At 72.4% G+C, this 17,307-nt stretch carries 16 protein-coding genes; 9 read left to right on the top strand and 7 right to left on the bottom strand.

All coding sequences use genetic code 11. From position 1 onward, the window contains the following. Positions 1-2: 2 nt before the first annotated feature. The gene (gene pdhA / locus UIS43_RS19210; protein WP_013156403.1) at positions 3-1,118 is read right to left on the bottom strand and encodes a pyruvate dehydrogenase (acetyl-transferring) E1 component subunit alpha; all 1,116 of its coding nucleotides are present in this window, start codon (positions 1,116-1,118) and stop codon (positions 3-5) included. A gap of 542 nt (positions 1,119-1,660) precedes the next feature. On the opposite strand from pdhA, the gene UIS43_RS19205 reads away from it, so the two are divergent. Continuing rightward, on the top strand, positions 1,661-2,698 hold the full coding sequence (locus UIS43_RS19205; protein WP_013156402.1) for a CPBP family intramembrane glutamic endopeptidase: 1,038 nt from the start codon (positions 1,661-1,663) through the stop codon (positions 2,696-2,698). 258 nt (positions 2,699-2,956) lie between these two features. Here UIS43_RS19205 and UIS43_RS19200 read toward each other — a convergent pair whose 3' ends face one another. Next, a complete protein-coding gene (locus tag UIS43_RS19200; protein WP_013156401.1) occupies positions 2,957-3,592 on the bottom strand; it encodes a sigma-70 family RNA polymerase sigma factor in 636 nt (211 codons plus the stop codon). A gap of 281 nt (positions 3,593-3,873) precedes the next feature. Here UIS43_RS19200 and purS point away from each other — a divergent pair, with 281 nt between their 5' ends. The 6 genes from purS (at position 3,874) to UIS43_RS19170 (ending at position 9,373) form a co-directional block, all read left to right on the top strand. Beyond that, the gene (gene purS, locus UIS43_RS19195) at positions 3,874-4,119 is read left to right on the top strand and encodes a phosphoribosylformylglycinamidine synthase subunit PurS (RefSeq protein ID WP_013156400.1); all 246 of its coding nucleotides are present in this window, start codon (positions 3,874-3,876) and stop codon (positions 4,117-4,119) included. A gap of 241 nt (positions 4,120-4,360) precedes the next feature. After that, complete coding sequence (locus UIS43_RS19190) at positions 4,361-4,840, top strand: ATP-binding protein (RefSeq protein ID WP_013156399.1); 480 nt, start codon at positions 4,361-4,363, stop codon at positions 4,838-4,840. Between the two features lie 386 nt (positions 4,841-5,226). After that, positions 5,227-5,922 (top strand): phosphoribosylformylglycinamidine synthase subunit PurQ, encoded by a 696-nt coding sequence (purQ, locus tag UIS43_RS19185; protein WP_013156398.1) that lies wholly within the window; start codon positions 5,227-5,229, stop codon positions 5,920-5,922. A gap of 28 nt (positions 5,923-5,950) precedes the next feature. Further along, entirely contained in the window at positions 5,951-6,469 is a 519-nt protein-coding gene (locus tag UIS43_RS19180) for a hypothetical protein (protein ID WP_013156397.1), read from the top strand. Between the two features lie 71 nt (positions 6,470-6,540). Further along, positions 6,541-8,835 (top strand): phosphoribosylformylglycinamidine synthase subunit PurL, encoded by a 2,295-nt coding sequence (gene purL, locus UIS43_RS19175; RefSeq protein WP_013156396.1) that lies wholly within the window; start codon positions 6,541-6,543, stop codon positions 8,833-8,835. A gap of 298 nt (positions 8,836-9,133) precedes the next feature. Then, positions 9,134-9,373, top strand: coding sequence for a membrane protein (locus UIS43_RS19170; protein ID WP_013156395.1), 240 nt, complete (start codon positions 9,134-9,136; stop codon positions 9,371-9,373). A gap of 3 nt (positions 9,374-9,376) precedes the next feature. On the opposite strand, the gene UIS43_RS19165 is transcribed toward UIS43_RS19170, so the two are convergent. From UIS43_RS19165 to UIS43_RS19150, 4 genes are all read right to left on the bottom strand, one after another. Further along, a complete protein-coding gene (locus UIS43_RS19165) occupies positions 9,377-11,281 on the bottom strand; it encodes an endonuclease/exonuclease/phosphatase family protein (RefSeq protein ID WP_013156394.1) in 1,905 nt (634 codons plus the stop codon). 147 nt (positions 11,282-11,428) lie between these two features. Beyond that, positions 11,429-11,602, bottom strand: a complete 174-nt coding sequence (locus tag UIS43_RS19160) for a hypothetical protein (protein ID WP_167539521.1) — start codon at positions 11,600-11,602, stop codon at positions 11,429-11,431. 72 nt (positions 11,603-11,674) lie between these two features. Continuing rightward, the gene (locus tag UIS43_RS19155; RefSeq protein WP_013156392.1) at positions 11,675-13,252 is read right to left on the bottom strand and encodes a GMC family oxidoreductase; all 1,578 of its coding nucleotides are present in this window, start codon (positions 13,250-13,252) and stop codon (positions 11,675-11,677) included. 29 nt (positions 13,253-13,281) lie between these two features. Further along, entirely contained in the window at positions 13,282-14,808 is a 1,527-nt protein-coding gene (locus tag UIS43_RS19150) for an aldehyde dehydrogenase family protein (RefSeq protein WP_041553454.1), read from the bottom strand. A gap of 329 nt (positions 14,809-15,137) precedes the next feature. Here UIS43_RS19150 and UIS43_RS19145 point away from each other — a divergent pair, with 329 nt between their 5' ends. After that, on the top strand, positions 15,138-15,800 hold the full coding sequence (locus tag UIS43_RS19145) for a class II aldolase/adducin family protein (protein ID WP_013156390.1): 663 nt from the start codon (positions 15,138-15,140) through the stop codon (positions 15,798-15,800). Between the two features lie 280 nt (positions 15,801-16,080). After that, positions 16,081-16,488 (top strand): VOC family protein, encoded by a 408-nt coding sequence (locus tag UIS43_RS19140; RefSeq protein ID WP_013156389.1) that lies wholly within the window; start codon positions 16,081-16,083, stop codon positions 16,486-16,488. A 25-nt stretch (positions 16,489-16,513) separates the two neighbouring features. Here UIS43_RS19140 and UIS43_RS19135 read toward each other — a convergent pair whose 3' ends face one another. Continuing rightward, positions 16,514-17,281, bottom strand: a complete 768-nt coding sequence (locus UIS43_RS19135; protein ID WP_013156388.1) for an alpha/beta fold hydrolase — start codon at positions 17,279-17,281, stop codon at positions 16,514-16,516. Positions 17,282-17,307 lie beyond the last annotated feature (26 nt).

Below are 17,307 nucleotides of genomic sequence, written 5' to 3'. Positions count from 1 at the left end.
GCCTAGCGGCCCCCTTCCGCGCCCGCGCCCTCGAAGGAGGCCAGGTAGTCGGCGAACTCGGACCGCTGCTGGTCGATGTGGACGTTGGGCTCGGCGTAGACCTCGTGGAAGATGTCGAGGGGCTCGGGGTCGGGCAGGGAACGGCACTCGGTGCGCACCTGCTCGCCCAGCCGGTCCGCCTCGGCGTCCACGGACGCGAAGAACTCCTCGTCGGCGTGGCCGCCCCGCTCCAGGTAGCGGCGGACCCGCAGGATCGGGTCCTTGGCCTTCCACTCGTCGAGCTCGGCCGACGCGCGGTAGCGGGTGGGGTCGTCGTTGGTGGTGTGGGCGCCCATCCGGTAGGTGAACGCCTCCACGAGCGTGGGGCCGTTGCCCTCGCGGGCGTTGGACAGCGCGACCCGGGTCACGGCCAGGCAGGCCAGGACGTCGTTGCCGTCCACGCGCAGGCCGGGGAAGCCGAACCCGGCGGCGCGCCGGTAGATGGGCACGCGGGCCTGGCGCTCCAGCGGTTCGGAGATCGCCCACTGGTTGTTCTGGCAGAAGAAGACCACCGGGGCGTTGTTGACCGAGGCGAAGTTGAACGCCTCGTTGGTGTCGCCCTGGCTGGTGGCCCCGTCGCCGAAGTAGGAGATGACGGCGGTGCCGTCCTCGCCGACGGCGCCGTCGCGCTGGACGCCCATGGCGTAGCCGGTGGCGTGCAGGGTCTGGCTGCCGATGACGATCGTGTACAGGTGGAAGCCGTGCTCGTGGGGGTCCCAGCCCCCGTTGGTGACGCCGCGGAACATGCCGAGCAGTTCACGGGGCTCGATGCCCCGGCACCACGCGACGCCGTGCTCGCGGTAGGAGGGGAAGGCCATGTCCTTCGCGCCCAGCGCGCGTGCGGAGCCGATCTGCGCGGCCTCCTGGCCCAGCAGCGAGGCCCACAGGCCCAGCTCGCCCTGGCGCTGGAGGGAGACCGCCTCGCTGTCGAACCTGCGCACCAGGACCAGGTCGCGGTACAGGGCGCGGATCTCCTCGGCGCTGATGTCCAGGGGGTAGTCGGGGTGCCCCGTCAACTCCCCTTCCGGTGTCAGGAGCTGGATCAGCTCCGGTTCCTCGTGCACGGTCGTGTCCGACACGTTGCTCCCTCGGGTTCTCGGGGCCGAATTCGCGTGGGTGAACGCTGATCGGCCGAATCACGGTCCTCGTCCCACCCGGGGTGGTGGGCGGGAGTTGGACAGCCCTCTCCATATCGTGACAGAACTCACCATGGAGAGCGCAAGCCCTCAGCGTCACCTTTTCAGCTGCGGGCCCCATGATCCCCGATCCCCGACCAGTGCGATTACCAGGGCTTCCTAGCACTTACAAGGGTTTCCAACGACTTTTCGAGGACGCGGCCGCTACCCGCGCGGCCCGCGCGGGGTCCGGGGACACGAGAACCGCTCCGGCACGGGGAACGCCCGCCCGCGCGCACCGGTCGGCGTGCGGGGGACGCCTTCTTCCGTCACGGGCCCGGAGGCACCGCGCACCCGGTCCTCCGGCACCGGCGCGGGGCGCCGACCCGCGGCCCCTCCGGACACGCCCGCATGACAACCGTCATGCGACGATCGGTGTGAAACGCGGAAAAACCAGATGATCAGCGGTACTACTGTGCGCCATCCGCCGAAACTAGGTTCAGAACATGAACCGCGACGACGAACATCCCCCCGCGCAACCGCTCCGGACGGCTCCCCCGGCCCCGGGTGCGGGCCCCGAGCACCCCTCAGCCGAGACCAGGCGGCGGCGCGGCCCCCGTCCGGTCCCGCCGGGCGTGCCCTATCACCGTGTCCTCGCCCACGAGAAGCGCCGCGTCTGGCGCGGCATCGCCGCTCTCGTCCTCTTCATGGGCGGAATGCTGGTCTTCTCCTTCGCCGCCGGGTTCCTCGGCGCGTTCGCCGACCTGGCGCTCGGCCGCTCCAGCGTGATGCTGGGCGGGGACGAGTTCACGCCCGTCACCCAGGCCTCCACCCTGCTCGGGCTCGCCCTGCTGCTGCCGTGGAGCATGCTCATCCAACGGTGGCTCTACGGCGTGAGGGGCGCCTCGCTGCATTCGGTCCGGTCGCTCTTCCGAGCCGACGTGTTCGGGCGGTCCCTCCTGGTGGTCCTGCCCGTCTGGACGGTCTACCTGGCCGTCTTCTCCGTCTTCACGCCCTATCCCGAAACCTCCTGGCTGTTCGCCGACCTCATCGCCATGTTCGCCGTCACCGTGCTGCTGGCACCGTTGCAGTCGGCCGGTGAGGAGTACGGTTTCCGCGGGCTCGCCTTCCGTGTCGCCGCGAGCTGGGGCCGTGGCGCGCGCACCAGCCTCGTCCTCGGCGTGTTCGTGTCGAGCCTGCTGTTCATGGCGGCGCACCTGGCGTTCGACCCGTGGCTCAACCTGTACTACTTCACGATGGGCGTCACCCTCGCCCTCATCACGTGGCGCACGGGTGGTCTGGAGATCGCCGTGGTCATTCACGCGGTCAACAACACGCTCGCCTTCCTCATCACCATCGTCACGCACGCCGACCTCATGGAGGGGATGGACCGGTCGGTGGGCGCCGGGTCGCCCGTCATGCTCGTGCCCTGCGTCCTGCTCATCGCGATCACGGCCGTGGTGTGGCTGCGCACCCGACGTACGGGACCGGAGACGACCCCCGTGGGGCCGGCCCCGAACCCGGTGGCGGAACGGAACGCGTGACCGGTCCGGGGGATCGCGGGCCCCGCCCGTGAGCCCGGTTCGGGTACCGGTCGGGGGCATCGGACCCGGGGGACGACCGTTTGCCGGCTTCGGGGAGGACACCGGCGTCGGCTCCGGGCCGTCACCGGCACGGTTCGCGGGGGGACGTGTCGCGGGGGGCACGGCCGCCCCGAACACCGGCGGGGGATGCGGGGCCGTTCGGCCCGGCGGTGCTCGCGGGCCCTCACCGGCCCGGGGGGCGGGGCCCTGCGCGGCCGGTTACTCGGCGGCAGCGTGCGCCCTGGAGGCGGGGACCCTCATGCCGCGGTCGCGGGCGTAGTCGGCGAGCATCTCGCGGAGCTGGCGGCGGGCGCGGTGCAGCCGGGACATGACCGTCCCCAGGGGCGTCCCCATCCGCTCGGCCACCTCCTTGTAGGCGTAGCCCTCGATGTCGACGAGGTAGATGACCTCCTGGAACTCCTCGGGCAGGCGGGCGAGCGCCTGCTTGATGTCGGAGTCGGGCAGGTGGTCCAGGACCTCGTTCTCGGCCGACCTCATGCCGGAGGACGTGTGCGCCTCGGCGGCGGCGAGCTGCCAGTCCTTGATCTCGTCGGTGGTCTCCTGGCGCGGTTCGCGCTGCTTCTTGCGGTAGCTGTTGATGAAGGTGTTGGTCAGGATCCGGTAAAGCCAGGCTCGCAGGTTCGTACCCGCGCGGAACTGGTGGAAATTCGCGAAGGCCTTGGCGAAGGTCTCCTGCACGAGGTCCTCCGCGTCGGCGGGGTTGCGGGTCATCCGCAGGGCCGTGGGGTAGAGCTGGTCGGCGAACGGTGTCACCGCGGTGGCGAAGTCCAGCGTCTGCTCCCCCTCGCGGGTCTCACCGGTCGTGGAGGCCTGGTCCATTTCGATAGTCGTCAAGATTCCCCCTCAGGACGACCGGACGGTCACTTCCACTGTGTAAGACGCCGCCGCAGGCCTCCAATGATGACATCAATCCGCGTGATACGAGTCACGGGACCCCCGAAACAGTCACCGGTACTGCCCAATGTGAGGTAAAGGCCCGGCGCGCCTCCTGGTCAGGATGCCTACCCGTTTGCGCGTGCCGTACGCTTGCGACGTCCCCCTCCCCGCCGGTCCGGGGAGGCGGCCCGCCCGCCGCAGGCACGTGCGGCACACCCCTTTTCCTTGTGGAGGACCCTGTGGCCCGCGTCGTTGTTGACGTCATGCTCAAGCCCGAGATCCTGGACCCCCAGGGCCAGGCCATCGCCGGGGCCTGCTCCCGTCTGGGCTTCGAGGGGATCGAGCAGGTCCGCCAGGGCAAGCGCTTCGAGGTCGAGGTGGAGGGCGCGGTGGACGAGGCCAAGCTCGCCGACGTCCGCCGCCTGGCCGAGACCCTCCTCGCCAACACCGTCATCGAGGAGTACAGCGTGCGCGTGGAGGACTGACCTCCGCGCGTGTGACCCGAGGCACTCCTACGCCGCGTCCCTCCCGGATTCCGCCGTCGCGGAAAACCCGCGGGGAAATCCGCGGGAATTCGTCCGCACGGTGTCCGACGTGCCCGAAGTGCCGGAGAGAACAGCCGTGTCCCCGCCGGGGACACGGCTGTTCGTTTTACTCCGTCCGCCCTCGGGGAAGGTTCCTAACATGCCGGGATGAACACGACAACGGAGCACGAGAGGTGTACGAATGGACGCCGATTTCTCGATCTCCCTCCCAAGGCAGGCGTATACGGTCGCCGTCGCCCGCGATGTCCTGGGCACCCTCCTCGTTCGCGCGGGAGTGTGCGGGGACTGCGTCGACGACATCCTCCTGGCCGTCTCCGAGGCCTGTGCCAACGCGATCGACCACGGCGGGCCGGCCCGTGACTACAGGGTCGAGGCGGAGATGGGCGGGCGATGGTGTGAACTGCGGATATCCCATACCGGGAGAGCGCCCGATCCCGTGGCGCTCGCGGAGCGGTTCACCACCGACCACACGCCCCTCCCCGGTCTGGAAGCGGAATCGGGCAGGGGCATTCTGTTGATGCGCTACCTCATGGACGAGGTCGCCTTCGAGGGGGAACCAAGGACCACGGTCCTGCTGCGCAAGCGGCTCACGGCTTGCGACGGACCGCCGGAGGAGAGCGCCGCCGATCAGGTGCCGGCCCAGCGCTACGCCCTGATGTGAGCGGGCCGAGCCGCGTGTCCCCCGACCCCGGGACGCGGCGGCCCCCGGCCAGGGCCCGGACCGCGCCGTCCACGCGCGCGTCCACCGCCCCGCCGCGACCGCGGACCATCCCCGTGACGCATCACACAGGGCCCTTCCGACACCACCGTTTCCGCCTGTGGAATGCCACACCGGAACGCGGTGCGTGACCACCGGAGTTCGGAGCATCCTCCAAAGGAAAGGCCCCCGAGGGACTCCGCCGTCGTACCCGACCACAGGTGAGCGGGTACGCTGCGGAGTGCGGACGCACCGTCCCCAGGGACGGGGCCAGGCAGCGGCGTCTCCCTCGCCGCACTCTCCCCGCCTCACGCGGGGACGGACTCGACCCGATCTCTCGGAGTGTGCTCATGACAGCCCGTGTGGGCGTCGTCACCTTCCCCGGCTCCCTCGACGACAAGGACGCCGCGCGCGCCGTCGCGCTGGCGGGCGCCGAACCCGTCTCGCTCTGGCACGCGGACGCCGACCTCAGGGGCGTCGACGCCGTGGTCCTGCCCGGCGGCTTCTCCTACGGCGACTACCTGCGCTGCGGGGCCATCGCCCGGTTCGCCCCCCTGATGTCGGAGCTGGTCCCGGCCGCCCGCTCGGGCGCGCTGCCGGTCCTGGGCATCTGCAACGGCTTCCAGATCCTGTGCGAGAGCCACCTGCTCCCCGGAGCCCTGACCCGCAACTCCTCGCTGCGGTTCGTCAACCGCGACCAGGTGCTGCGCGTGGAGAACACCGGCACCGCCTGGACCGGCGCCTACACCGAGGGCCAGGAGATCCTGGTGGTGCTCAAGAGCGGTGAGGGCAGCTACGTCGCCGACGAGCACACCCTGGACGAGCTGGAGGCCACCGGCCGCGTCGTGGTCCGCTACGTCGGCGGCAACCCCAACGGCTCCCGCCGCGACATCGCCGGGATCACCAACGAGCACGGGAACGTCGTCGGCCTCATGCCGCACCCCGAGCACGCCGTCGAAACACTCACCGGCCCCTCCGACGAGGGCCTGGGCTTCTTCTCCTCGATCCTCGCCCACCTGGCCGCCGGTTCGCCGGTGAACGCCTGAGCCGCATCCCGAACTGGAGGGTTGGCCGATGATGGGGCTGCTGCGCTCCAGAAGGACGATGTTCGTCCTCGTGGGGCTGGTCGTGGTCGGACTGGTGGTGTCCGCGGGCATCGGCCTGTTCAACGCCATCGGCTCGGCACCCGTCGCCTCGCCCCCTCCCCAGGGCCAGCAGGACGGGGGCCAGGGCGGCGCTCCGTCCCAGAACCCGCCGCCGGACGTGGACGTACTCGGCCAGGCGCCCTCCGGTCTGTCCTACGTCTCCGATCCGGAGGCCGACGTCTACTGCGAGGGCACCGAGTGCGTCCGGCTGGTGATGGTCATGACCGAGGACGGTGAGCTGACCGAGGACTCGCGCGAGACCGTCGACACGGTGGTCTCCCACCTCCTCGGCCGGGGCTGGGAGGAGCAGGAGCCCCAGGGAGCACCCGAGGAGCAGGTCTTCCTCAGCGACGGCGAACACATGCTGGCCGACACCTCCGCCCACGACGAACCCGAGTCCCCGGCGACGCTGATGCTCGGCGACGCGAGCGGGCCCCAAACGCCCTGACCCGACCTTCCGCGCCGTTGGTCGGACGCCACGGCCCGGCTTCCACCCGAACACCCCGAACGGAACCACGCATGTCTGAAGCACCTGGTCTCGACACCGTCGCCGTGGCGCACGACAACCCCGACACACCGCAGCCGTACGCCGAACTGGGTATGGCCAAGGACGAGTACGAGCGGGTACGCGAGATCCTGGGCCGCCGCCCCACCTCCGCCGAGCTGGCCATCTACTCGGTCATGTGGAGCGAGCACTGCTCCTACAAGTCGTCCAAGGTGCACCTGCGCCAGTTCGGGGAGAAGGCGCCCGAGAACGACGCCCTGCTCGTCGGCATGGGTGAGAACGCGGGCGTGGTGGACGTCGGCGACGGCCGCGCGGTCACGTTCAAGATCGAGTCGCACAACCACCCCTCCTACGTGGAGCCGCACCAGGGCGCGGCCACCGGCGTGGGCGGCATCGTGCGCGACATCCTCACCATGGGCGCCCGCCCCGTCGCGGTGATGGACGCGCTGCGGTTCGGCCCGGCCGACGCCGACGACACCAAGCGGGTGCTGCCCGGCGTGGTGTCGGGCATCTCCTTCTACGGCAACTGCCTGGGCCTGCCCAACATCGGCGGCGAGATCGGCTTCGACGCCGGGTACATCGGCAACCCGCTGGTCAACGCGCTGTGCGTCGGCGTGATGCGGCACGAGGACATCAAGCTGGCGCAGGCGCCCGGCCCGGGCAACAAGGTGGTGCTGTTCGGCTCCACCACCGGCCCCGACGGGATCGGCGGCGCCTCGGTGCTGGCCAGCGCCACCTTCGACGACGAGTCGCACGCCAAGCGGCCCAGCGTGCAGGTCGGCGACCCGTTCATGGAGAAGCTGCTCATCGAGTGCAGCCTGGAGCTGTTCGAGAAGGACCTGGTCGTCGGCATCCAGGACCTGGGGGCGGCGGGCGTGTCCTGCGCCACCACCGAACTCGCCGCGGGCGGCACCGGCGGCATGCGCGTCCAGCTGGACCGGGTCCCGCTGCGCGACCACCGGCTCACTCCCGAGGAGATCCTCATGAGCGAGTCGCAGGAGCGCATGATGGCGATCGTCGAGCCCGCGAAGCTGGACGAGTTCCTGGCCATCTGTGACAAGTGGCAGATCCTGGCCACCGAGATCGGCGAGGTCACCGACGTGACCCCCGAGGAGGCCGAGCGCGGCGGTCGCCTGGTGATGACCTGGCACGGCGAGACCGTGGTGGACATGCCGCCGCGGACCGCCTCCGACGAGGGCCCCGTCTACCAGCGCCCGTACGCGCGCCCGGCCTCGCAGGACGCGCTCCAGGCCGACGACGCCGGGAAGCTGCCCCGGCCCTCCGGCGACGCCGAGCTGCGCGAGCAGGTGCTGCGCGTGCTGGGCGCCCCGGGCGTGGGCGACCCGACGTGGGTCACCCAGCAGTACGACAGCTACGTGCGCGGCGACACGGTGGTCTCCACCCCGCACGACGCCGGGATGATCCGCGTCTCCGACGACTCCCACCGCGGCGTGGCCCTGTCCACGGACGGCAACGGCCGCTTCACCCGGCTGGACCCGTACACGGGCACGCAGCTGGCCTACGCCGAGGCCTACCGCAACGTCGCCGCCACGGGCGCGCGCCCGCTGGCGGTGACCAACTGCCTCAACTTCGGCTCGCCCGAGGACCCCGGGGTGATGTGGCAGTTCGCCGAGTCCACCCGCGGGCTGGCCGACGCCTGCCAGCAGCTGGGCACCCCGGTGACCGGCGGAAACGTGAGCTTCTACAACCAGACCGGTGACGTGGCGATCAACCCGACCCCGGTGATCGGTGTGCTCGGCGTGATCGACGACGTGCGCACGCGGCTGCGGACGTCGTTCGACACCGACGGCGCCCGGGTGTTCCTGCTGGGCGAGACCCGGCCGGAGTTCGGCGGCTCGGCGTGGGCCGACACGGTCCACGGCCACCTGGGCGGCCTGCCGCCGCGGGTGGACCTGGCCGCCGAGGCCGCCCTGGGCGAGGTGCTGGCCGCCTCCGCCGAGCGGGGCCTGGCCGAGGCCGCGCACGACCTGTCCGACGGCGGCCTGGCGGTCGCGCTGGCCGAGTCGGCGATGCGCGGCGGCCGGGGCGTGCGGGTGACCGTGGACGGGGACGTGTTCACCGCCCTGTTCAGCGAGTCCGGCGCCCGCGCGGTCGTCGCGGTGCGGCCGGGCGAGGAGGAGGCGTTCGTGGCGCTGGCCAACGAGCACGGCGTGCCGGTGGAGCAGATCGGCGTCGTGGGCGGCGAGACCCTGTCGGTCACGCACCCCGGCGGCGCCGTGGAGATCGCGCTGACCGACCTGCGCGCCTCCTACGAGGCGGCCCTGCCCGCCCTGATGGACGGCGTGTGACACTGGCCGTTCGCGGCGGGGGCGTCCTTCGGGGCGCCCCCGCCGCGTCGTCTCGGCCGACCCCGGGTGATCGCCGCCCGAGTCGGCGACGGTCACCCGGGACGCGCTCAGCCGCGCGGACGCAGCGGTCCGGGACGCCCCTCCCGGACCCGGTGGCCGCTCCCGCGCCTTCGCGTGCGGCGCCCGGAGGAGGTTTTCCGCGTGGTTGCCGCTGGCTGGGTAGGGGACCGGGGAGAATCGGTGGACCGGGTCCCACGCGGGAACCGGGAGCGTACGGCGACGGAAGGGAGCGGACGTCATGCGACGCGGCAGGTTGAAGGGCCCCCTGGGCAGCCACGAGCGTCCGGCGAGCGCCCTGGGTTTCCGCGCGGTGCTGGCCGTGTTCGGCGCCCTGGTACTACTGCTCGGCGCGATCGCCGCGTACGTGTGGACCGACCAGCTCTGGCTGGTCGTCCTGCTCGGCGCGGGCTTCGTCGCCGCGTGCGTGAACGTGTACTGGGTGTCCAGGCGCCGCAGGTACGAACACCCCTCCCCCTGACGGTCAGGCGACCGGGGTCAGCGTGACGGCCACCGGCCGGTGGTCGGAGTGCGGCACGTCCGGGTTGGCCGGATCGCTCGGCGCCAGGTCCCCGGTGTGCAGGACGTGGTCGATCTGCTGGTCGGAGCCGGTCTCCCCCGGCAGGGTGGGGAAGGGACGCGTGTTCCGGAACGCGTCGAGCAGTCCGTGCTCGGTGAGCAGGCCCCACGCGGGGTCGTCCGGTTCGATGTTGAGGTCCCCCGCCACCACGACGGGCGTTCCGCGCTCCCGCGCCCGGCGGGCGATCTCCGCGATCTCGCGCAGCTGGCGCCGGGAGGACTCCGCGCGGAAGCCGCGGTCGGCGGGCTGCACGTGGGTGGAGACCACCGTGACCCCGGTGCCGCCGTGGTCCACGGTCACCTCCAGCGCCTGGGCCCCGGTGGGACCGCTCGGCGTGAGCGGGTGCCGCCGCTCACGGGTGACCGGCAGGGAGGTGAGCACGGCGTCGCCCCACAGCGGCCCGTCGGCCGGTCCCCAGTGCGCGGCCATGCCGAGTTCGAGCGCGAGCCGGGACAGCACGTCGTTGCCTCCGTTGAGCAGCCAGCCCCGGTCCACCTCGCTGAGGACGACGACGTCGGCGTCCAGGCGGCGCAGCGCCCCGGCCTGCTCGGTGACGGAGAACCGGCCGTCCATGCCGAAGCCCATCCGCACGTTGTAGGCGGCCACGCGCAGCCCCTCGGTCCCGCTCGCGGGTGCGGGTGCGAACGTGCGGGCCGCGAACACGGGCCAGAGGGCGGTGGCCGCCAGGGTGAGCGCGGCCGTCCCCGCGGTCAGCGCGAGTGCGCGAGGGCGCGGAGGCCCACCGGTCTCCAGAACCGGGGAGGACACGGCGGGCAGCAGCAGGGCCGCGGCGAGGAAGGGCACGTACGCGTTGGGCACGTACAGGTCGTAGGCGGAGTAGAACGCGAATACCAGCACCACGAACACCAGCAGGCCCGACGCGGCGGCCAGCCCGCTGCGCGCCGCCGACGCCCGCCCGGGCCGGGCGAACACGGCCCGGCCCGCGCAGGCGGCCAGGGCGAGCTGACCGGCGACCAGCGCCGCCGCGGACGGCAGGGCCGCCGCCTCCGGGGTCACGCCGTCGGAGGACGCCCAGGCCAGCCACGCCAGCGCGGCCAGGAGCACGACGGGGGCCGCCCACCGGCTCCGGCCCGGAAGGAGCGGACGCCGGACGAGGCCCACCGACAGCACGGCGCCCGTGGCGACGGCCGCCGCGCCCAGAGGTGACCCCGCGAGGGTCTGCCCCACCGCCGGATTGGCGGTGTACAGGCCGCTGAGGAAGAACAGGGGGCCCAGGACCAGCCAGGCCCGGGGCGGCACGGGGCGGGCGGGCCCCGGGGCGGTGTCCCGGACGTTGAGCAGCAGGAGCAGGAGGAGCCCGACCTCCGCGATGACCGGCGCCCACGCCAGGGGCGTCGGCCACCACACGAGGTCGATCACGCCGAAGAGGGAGCGTACGACCGCGGTGGCCGCGATCGCGGCGACGACCCCGGTCACCACCTCGCGTCCGCACAGGCGTCCGTCGACGGCGGACGCCATCGCGGTGCACACCAGCCACACGGTCCCCGCGCCCACCGTGGCCGCGGAGACGTACAGCTGCGGGTCGCCGCCCTCGGTGGCCTGGAGCGCCAGGCGCCCCGCCGCCATCACCACGACGGCGGCGCCCGCCATGGCCGTGGGCGGGATCCGGCGGGCGAGGGGGACGAAGGGGAACGGGGCCAGGAACCAGGCGAGCGCGAACGCGCCCATCAGCGCGGGATCGGTCGTCCCGGCCTGGCCGAACACGGTGATCAGGGACGGCAGGAACACCCGGAGGGCGTCCAGGAGCAGCACGGTGCCGACGGCGGCGGCGAGCAGGTCCCGGCGCATGGCCCTCCGCTTCCTCGGTGGACACGAGGAATTCTCATGTTCCGCGCCCGCCGTGGCAAGGGGGTCAAGCGGTACCGGTTCCCGGAAGCGCCGCCGGGGGCTGGGGCACGGCCCCCTCCCCCCGGCGCGCACCGGCTCGCCGACCGGTCAGACGGTGGCCAGGGGGATCCGTGCCTTCACGGCCTCGGCGATCATGCCGACGTCCACCGGGTCGGAGGTGAGGACCGTCGCCCCCGTCTCCACGGCGACCCGGACCACCATGGCGACCACGATGTCGCTCGTGCCGGAGATGCCCGGGAGCTTGCCGATCCCGCGGGCCATCGGATCGTGGAACCACGGCGGAGCGGCCGGGGCAGGGGTCCTCCCCCTACCCGGCCGCTCCACTCGGCCTGCTCAGCGGTCCGCGGTGCCCTCCCCGGCCAGCGCGTCCTGGCGGATGAGGTCGGCGGCGCGCTCGCCCAGGGCCAGGACCATGACCATGGGGTTGGGCGTCGGCAGCGTGGGGAACACCGACGCGTCGGCCACCCGCAGGCCGCGCAGCCCGCGCACGCGCAGGCGCGGGTCGACCACGGCGCCGTCGTCGTCGGCGGCGCCCATCCGGCAGGTGCCCGCCGGGTGGTAGACGGTGTGGGCGGCTCGGCGGCCGTACTCGGACAGCTCCTCGTCGCTCTGGACGCCGGGGCCGGGGGCGACCTCCCTGGTGATCCAGGACCGGAACGGCTCGGTGGCGGCGACCTCGCGGGCGATCCTGAGGCCGTCCACGATCGTCCTCTCGTCGTAGCCCTCGGGGTCGGTGAAGTACCGGAAGTCCAGTTCGGGCTTCTCGCGGGGGTCGCCACTGGCGAGGCGGAGCTTGCCGCGCGAGCGCGCGCGGGGGATGTTCGGCGTCATGCAGACCGCGTATCCGTCGGGCGGGGACTCGTAGCCCAGCCGCCTCGTGTTGTCGTCGAAGGGGACCTGGTAGATGTGGAACATCAGGTCCGGGCGCGGGTCGGAGTCGTCGCGCCGCACGAACAGGCCCGCGTCGGAGTGCATCACCGTGTTCGTCGGGACCGGCCTGCTGGTCTCCCACATGATGATCGACTCGGGGTGGTCGAGCAGGTTCTCGCCGACGCCGGGCAGGTCGTGGCGGGGTTCGATGCCCGCCTCGCGCAGTTCCCCGGCGTTGCCGACCCCCGAGAGCATGAGCAGCCGGGGCGAGTCGACCGCTCCCGCGCACAGGATCACCTCCCGGCGGGCGCTGACGGTGGTGCGCGTGCCGTCCTTCGCCGTGGCGCTGACCCCCGTGGCGCGGTCGCCGTCGAACAGCAGCCGGTCGGCCCAGGTCTCCAGCATGACGGTGAGGTTGTCGCGCACGTCCATGATGGGGTGGAGGTAGGCCACCGAGGCCGAGGAGCGGTGGCCGGTGTAGGGGTCGTAGGCGATGGACAGGAAGCCCGCCCCGCACGCGAAGCCGCCTCCGTGCGAGGTCAGGGCGTTGAAGTCCTCCACCACCGGGACACCGGCCGCCTCGGCCGCCGAGGCCACCCAGTCCCTGACCATGGCGTTGCGGTCCTTCTCGGCGACCGGGACGATGTTGCACCTGATCCGGTCCGCGTAGGACTGCACGGTGGCGTTGTCCCAGCCCTCGGCGCCCGCCGCGACCCAGTCGTCCAGGTCCTCGGCGAACGGCCGGAAGCTGATGAGCGTGTTGTGCGAGGAGCACCCGCCGAGCACGCGGGCCCGGGAGTGCAGGATGTGGGAGTTGCCGCGCGGCTGCTCGACGGTGGTGTAGCCGTAGTCGAGTTCCCCGTCCAGGACGCTCAGCCAGTCGCGCAGGCGCAGGACGTGCTCCAGGTTCCGGTCGTCGGGACCGCCCTCGATGAGGCACACGGTGGTGCCGGGGTCCTCGGTGAGCCGGTTGGCGATCACCGATCCCGCGGTGCCGCCTCCCACGATCACGTAGTCATAGGTGCTCTCGGTCGGGTCCACGGTCCGGGTCCTCTCGTCGCTCGGCCCCGTCAGCCGAACCAGCGCTGCGGTTCGGGGGACAGGTTGCGGTAGACGTGCTTGGCCTCGCGGTACTCGTCCAGGCCCGCGAGTCCGAGTTCGCGGCCGATCCCGCTGCGGCCGTAGCCGCCCCACTCGGCGCCGGGGAAGTAGGGGCCGTAGTCGTTGATCCAGACGGTGCCGTGGCGCAGGGCCGCCGCGACGCGCTCCCCGCGGGCGGTGTCGTCGGTCCACACTCCGCCGGAGAGGCCGTAGTCGGTGTCGTTGCCCAGCTCGACGGCCTGCTGCTCGGTCTCGAACCGCTCCACGGTCACGACCGGGCCGAACACCTCGGTCTGGACGATGTCCATGGCCCGGTCGCAGTCCACGAACACGGTGGGCCGGTAGAAGTAGCCCTGCGCGAGGTCCGGGTCGTCGGGCCGCCTGCCCCCGGCGATGATCCGGGCGCCCTCCTCGACGCCGCGAGCGACCGCGGCCTCCACCTTGGCGCGGTGCTCGGCCGACACCAGCGGGCCGCAGCGCACGCCCTCGTCCTGGCCTCGGCCGATGCGGATGGCCTCGGCGCGGCGGGCGAGTTCGGTGGTGAAGGCGTCGTGGACGTCGTTGTGCACGATGAGGCGCGCCCCGGCCGAGCAGACCTGCCCGGAGTGGAAGAACGCGGCGCTGAGCGCGTAGTCCACGGCGGTGTCCAGGTCCACGTCCGGGAAGATGATGTTGGGGTTCTTGCCGCCGAGTTCCAGGGCGATCTTCTTGACCGTCTCGGAGGCCGCCGCCATGATCCGCCTGCCGGTGGCCAGACCGCCGGTGAAGGAGATCAGGTCCACGTCGGGGTGCTCGGACAGCGGGGCGCCCGCGTCGGGGCCGCTGCCCGTGACCAGGTTGACCACGCCCGCCGGGACGCCCGCCTCGGTGGTGAGCTCGACCAGCTTGGCGGTGGTGACCGGTGTGATCTCACTGGGCTTGACCACCATGGTGTTGCCCGCGGCCAGGGCCGGGGCCATCTTCCAGGCGAGCTGGAGCAGAGGGTAGTTCCAGGGCGTGATCATGCCGCAGACGCCGACGGGCTCGTAGACCACCTTGCTGTGCACGCCCTCGGGCGCGGAGACCAGGCGGCCCGTGTCCTTGTCGGCGAGACCGGCGTAGTAGCGGAAGACGCCGGTGACGTCGTCGACGTCGATCCCGCCCTCCTCGATGGTCTTGCCGGTGTCGAGGGACTCCATGACCGCGATCTCCTCGCGGTCGCGCTGGAGCAGGTCGGCGATGCGGTCGAGGACGCGTCCGCGCTCCCCGGCGGGGGTGCGGGGCCACTCGCCGCCGTCGAAGGCGCGGCGGGCCGCGGCGATGGCCTCCTCGGAGTCGGCCCTTCCGCCCTCGCTGACGATGGTCAGGACGGAGGCGTCGGCGGGGTTCAGGATCTCCCGCACCCGGCCGTTGCCGGCCGCCCGCCACCGACCGTCGATGTAGAGGCTGGTGGCCGTCGCCGACCCCGGTTCCGCCAGGTACGGCACGGACGGAAGGGTTACGTAGAGTTCGTTCACGGGTCCGGTTTGCCCCGGATCGTTAGTCACAAACAGCCTCGTCTCATCAGACTCTTCCGCCATGTACGCCCTGTTGACCGGCCTGGTCTGCGCGAACAACCCGACCCAGTGGAGTCGCCCGTGGTCCGGCCCGCGTCACATCCGGGCCAACAACTACTCGGAGTCACGATCGGGGGAGCGGCGGAACACCCTCGCCTGGGGAAGACGGGGACGAGAGTTTGACGTACATTGAGGTGTGCCCTTAGTTGAGGCATACCTAAGCGGGTTCGTCCGGACTCCCGAGCCCCCGCGGCACGGACCGCGCCCACCGCGCACCCCTTGAGGAAGGCATGCTGCTCGAACAGGAACGCCGTGACGTGTGTCTGACCGCCCGCGCCCTGGCCGCGGACCCGGGCACCGCGCCCGGCGAGTCGGGGACCGTCAGCGTCCGCAGCGGCGACCTGGTGGTCGTCACGCCCCACGGTGTCCGCCTCGACCAGATCCAGCCCGCCGACTGCCCGGTGATGTCGCTCGACGACCGCGTGCTGGAGGGAAGGCGCGACCCCGCCGCCGAGGCCACGCTGCACATGGCCGTGCACCGCCTGGCCGCCGAGCACGACCGCGACGTCACCGCGGTGGTGAACGCGTTCACGACCGACACCGTCGCCGTGTCCTCGGTCCTGGCCGAGCTGCCCGCCATCCACCACCGCGCCGCCGGTCTGGGCGGGGCGATCGCCGTCACCCCGTACACCACCTACGGCACCGGCGAGATCGCCGACCACGCCGTCAAGGCGCTCAAGGGCCGCGACGCCGCGCTGCTCGCCGACCACGGCGGCCTCGCCCTGGGCCGCGACCTGGGGCACGCGCTGGAGAACCTGCGGCTGCTCGACTGGCTCAGCGGCGCGTACCTGAGGGCCCGCCAGCTCGGCGAGCCCCGCGTGCTGTCCGAGGACGAGCTGGCCCGGGTCCGCGAGCGCGACACCTACGGCTGGGCGGGCCCGGACATCCTCTGAGGCCCCGGCCGAGCCTCTGCGGCCGGGCCCTCGGAAGGCCGTCGGAACGCGCCTTGGCGTCCCGGCCGGTTCTCCCCGTCCGCGCCGCGTGGGCGGCGGTGACGAGGTCGAGCGCGCACCTCTACCCCAGGCCCCAGGTCGGGGAGCCCGGACGGCGACGCGGAGAACGCGTTTCGAACCCGGTGCCGGGGAAGAGGAAAAACGGGTGTGGACAACCCCCCACGCGACGCCCGGAACGGGACAATGGTGCCAAGACCGATGCCGAACGGCAGGAGACCCCATGCGCTGCAGCTACATCCGGCTCCTCGTCAACGACTACGAGGCCTGCTTCCGCTTCTACTCCGAGGTGCTCAAGCTCCCCGTGCTGCGCGGGGACGAGGGTAGCCGCTACGCGGAGTTCGACGTCGAGTCGGGGACCCGGCTGGCGATCAACCAGCGCGAGGTGATGGCGGAGGCCCTGGAGACCGACACCGCCGACCCGGCGCTGCCCAACCAGGACCGGTTCGCGGTGATCTTCGAGGTGGACGACGTCGACGCCACGGCCGCCAGACTGGTCTCGGACGGCGCCCGGCAGGTGATGGAGCCGCGCGACTGGACCGCATGGGGTATCCGCGCGGCGCACTTCCGCGACCCCGACGGCTACCTGCTGGAGATCAACAGCCCGCTGATCCCCCTGGCGCAGGTCTGATCCCGCCTCCCCGGACGGGCTCCCCTCAGCCGGACAGGTGCTCCAACAGCAGCTCGTTCACCCGGTCCGCGCGCTCGACCCCGAGCAGGTGCGCGGCGCCGGAGACCACCTCGAACCGGGCTTCGGGGATCCCGTCCGCCAGCCTCCGGCCGTGGCCGGGCGGCAGCATCGGGTCGTGGGCGGCCGACACCACCAGGGTCGGCACCCGCACGGAGGCCACCAGGTGGCGCTGGTCCATCCCGGCCACGGCGTCGCAGACCGCGGCGAAGCCCTCCGGGTCGAGCCCGCCGAACTCCTCGGTCAGCCGGGCCACGACCCGCGGCCGCTCCTCGCCCATGTCCGGGGTGAACCAGGGCCGCACCACGTCCGCGGTCACCGAGTCCAGGCCCGACGAGCGCACCCGGGAGGCGAGGAGGTCCCACCGGTGCGTCCGCGGGGTGCGGGGCGCCGCGGCCAGCAGCACGAGGCGTTCCAGGGTGCGCGGCGAGTTGGCCGCGATCCACACCAGCAGCGCCCCGCCGAGCCCGGCACCCACCGCGTGGACCCGGGTCAGGCCCTGGGCCTCCAGGACTCCGAGCAGGTCCAGGGCGAGTTCCTCGACGGTGTAGGGGCCCTCCGGGGCCGGAGAGGAGCCGTGCCCCCGGTGGTTGACCCGCAGGACCCTGTGGTCGCGGGTGAGTTCGGGCAGCTGCGGTTCCCAGACCGACATCGTGGTGCCGAAGGGCGGCACGAGCAGTACGACGGGCGCGTGCCGGGGTCCGTCGAGCCGGTACTGGAGCGGAATCAAGGTCATGGAACCTCCGAGTCGCCAGAACGCCA

Origin of the sequence: Nocardiopsis sp. LDBS0036 (genome assembly GCF_041228755.1) — a bacterium.
In the GTDB taxonomy this organism is placed as follows: Bacteria; Actinomycetota; Actinomycetes; order Streptosporangiales; family Streptosporangiaceae; genus Nocardiopsis; species Nocardiopsis dassonvillei.
Note: the sequence above shows the minus strand (reverse complement) of the source record. Positions and strands in the feature narration are given on the sequence as shown.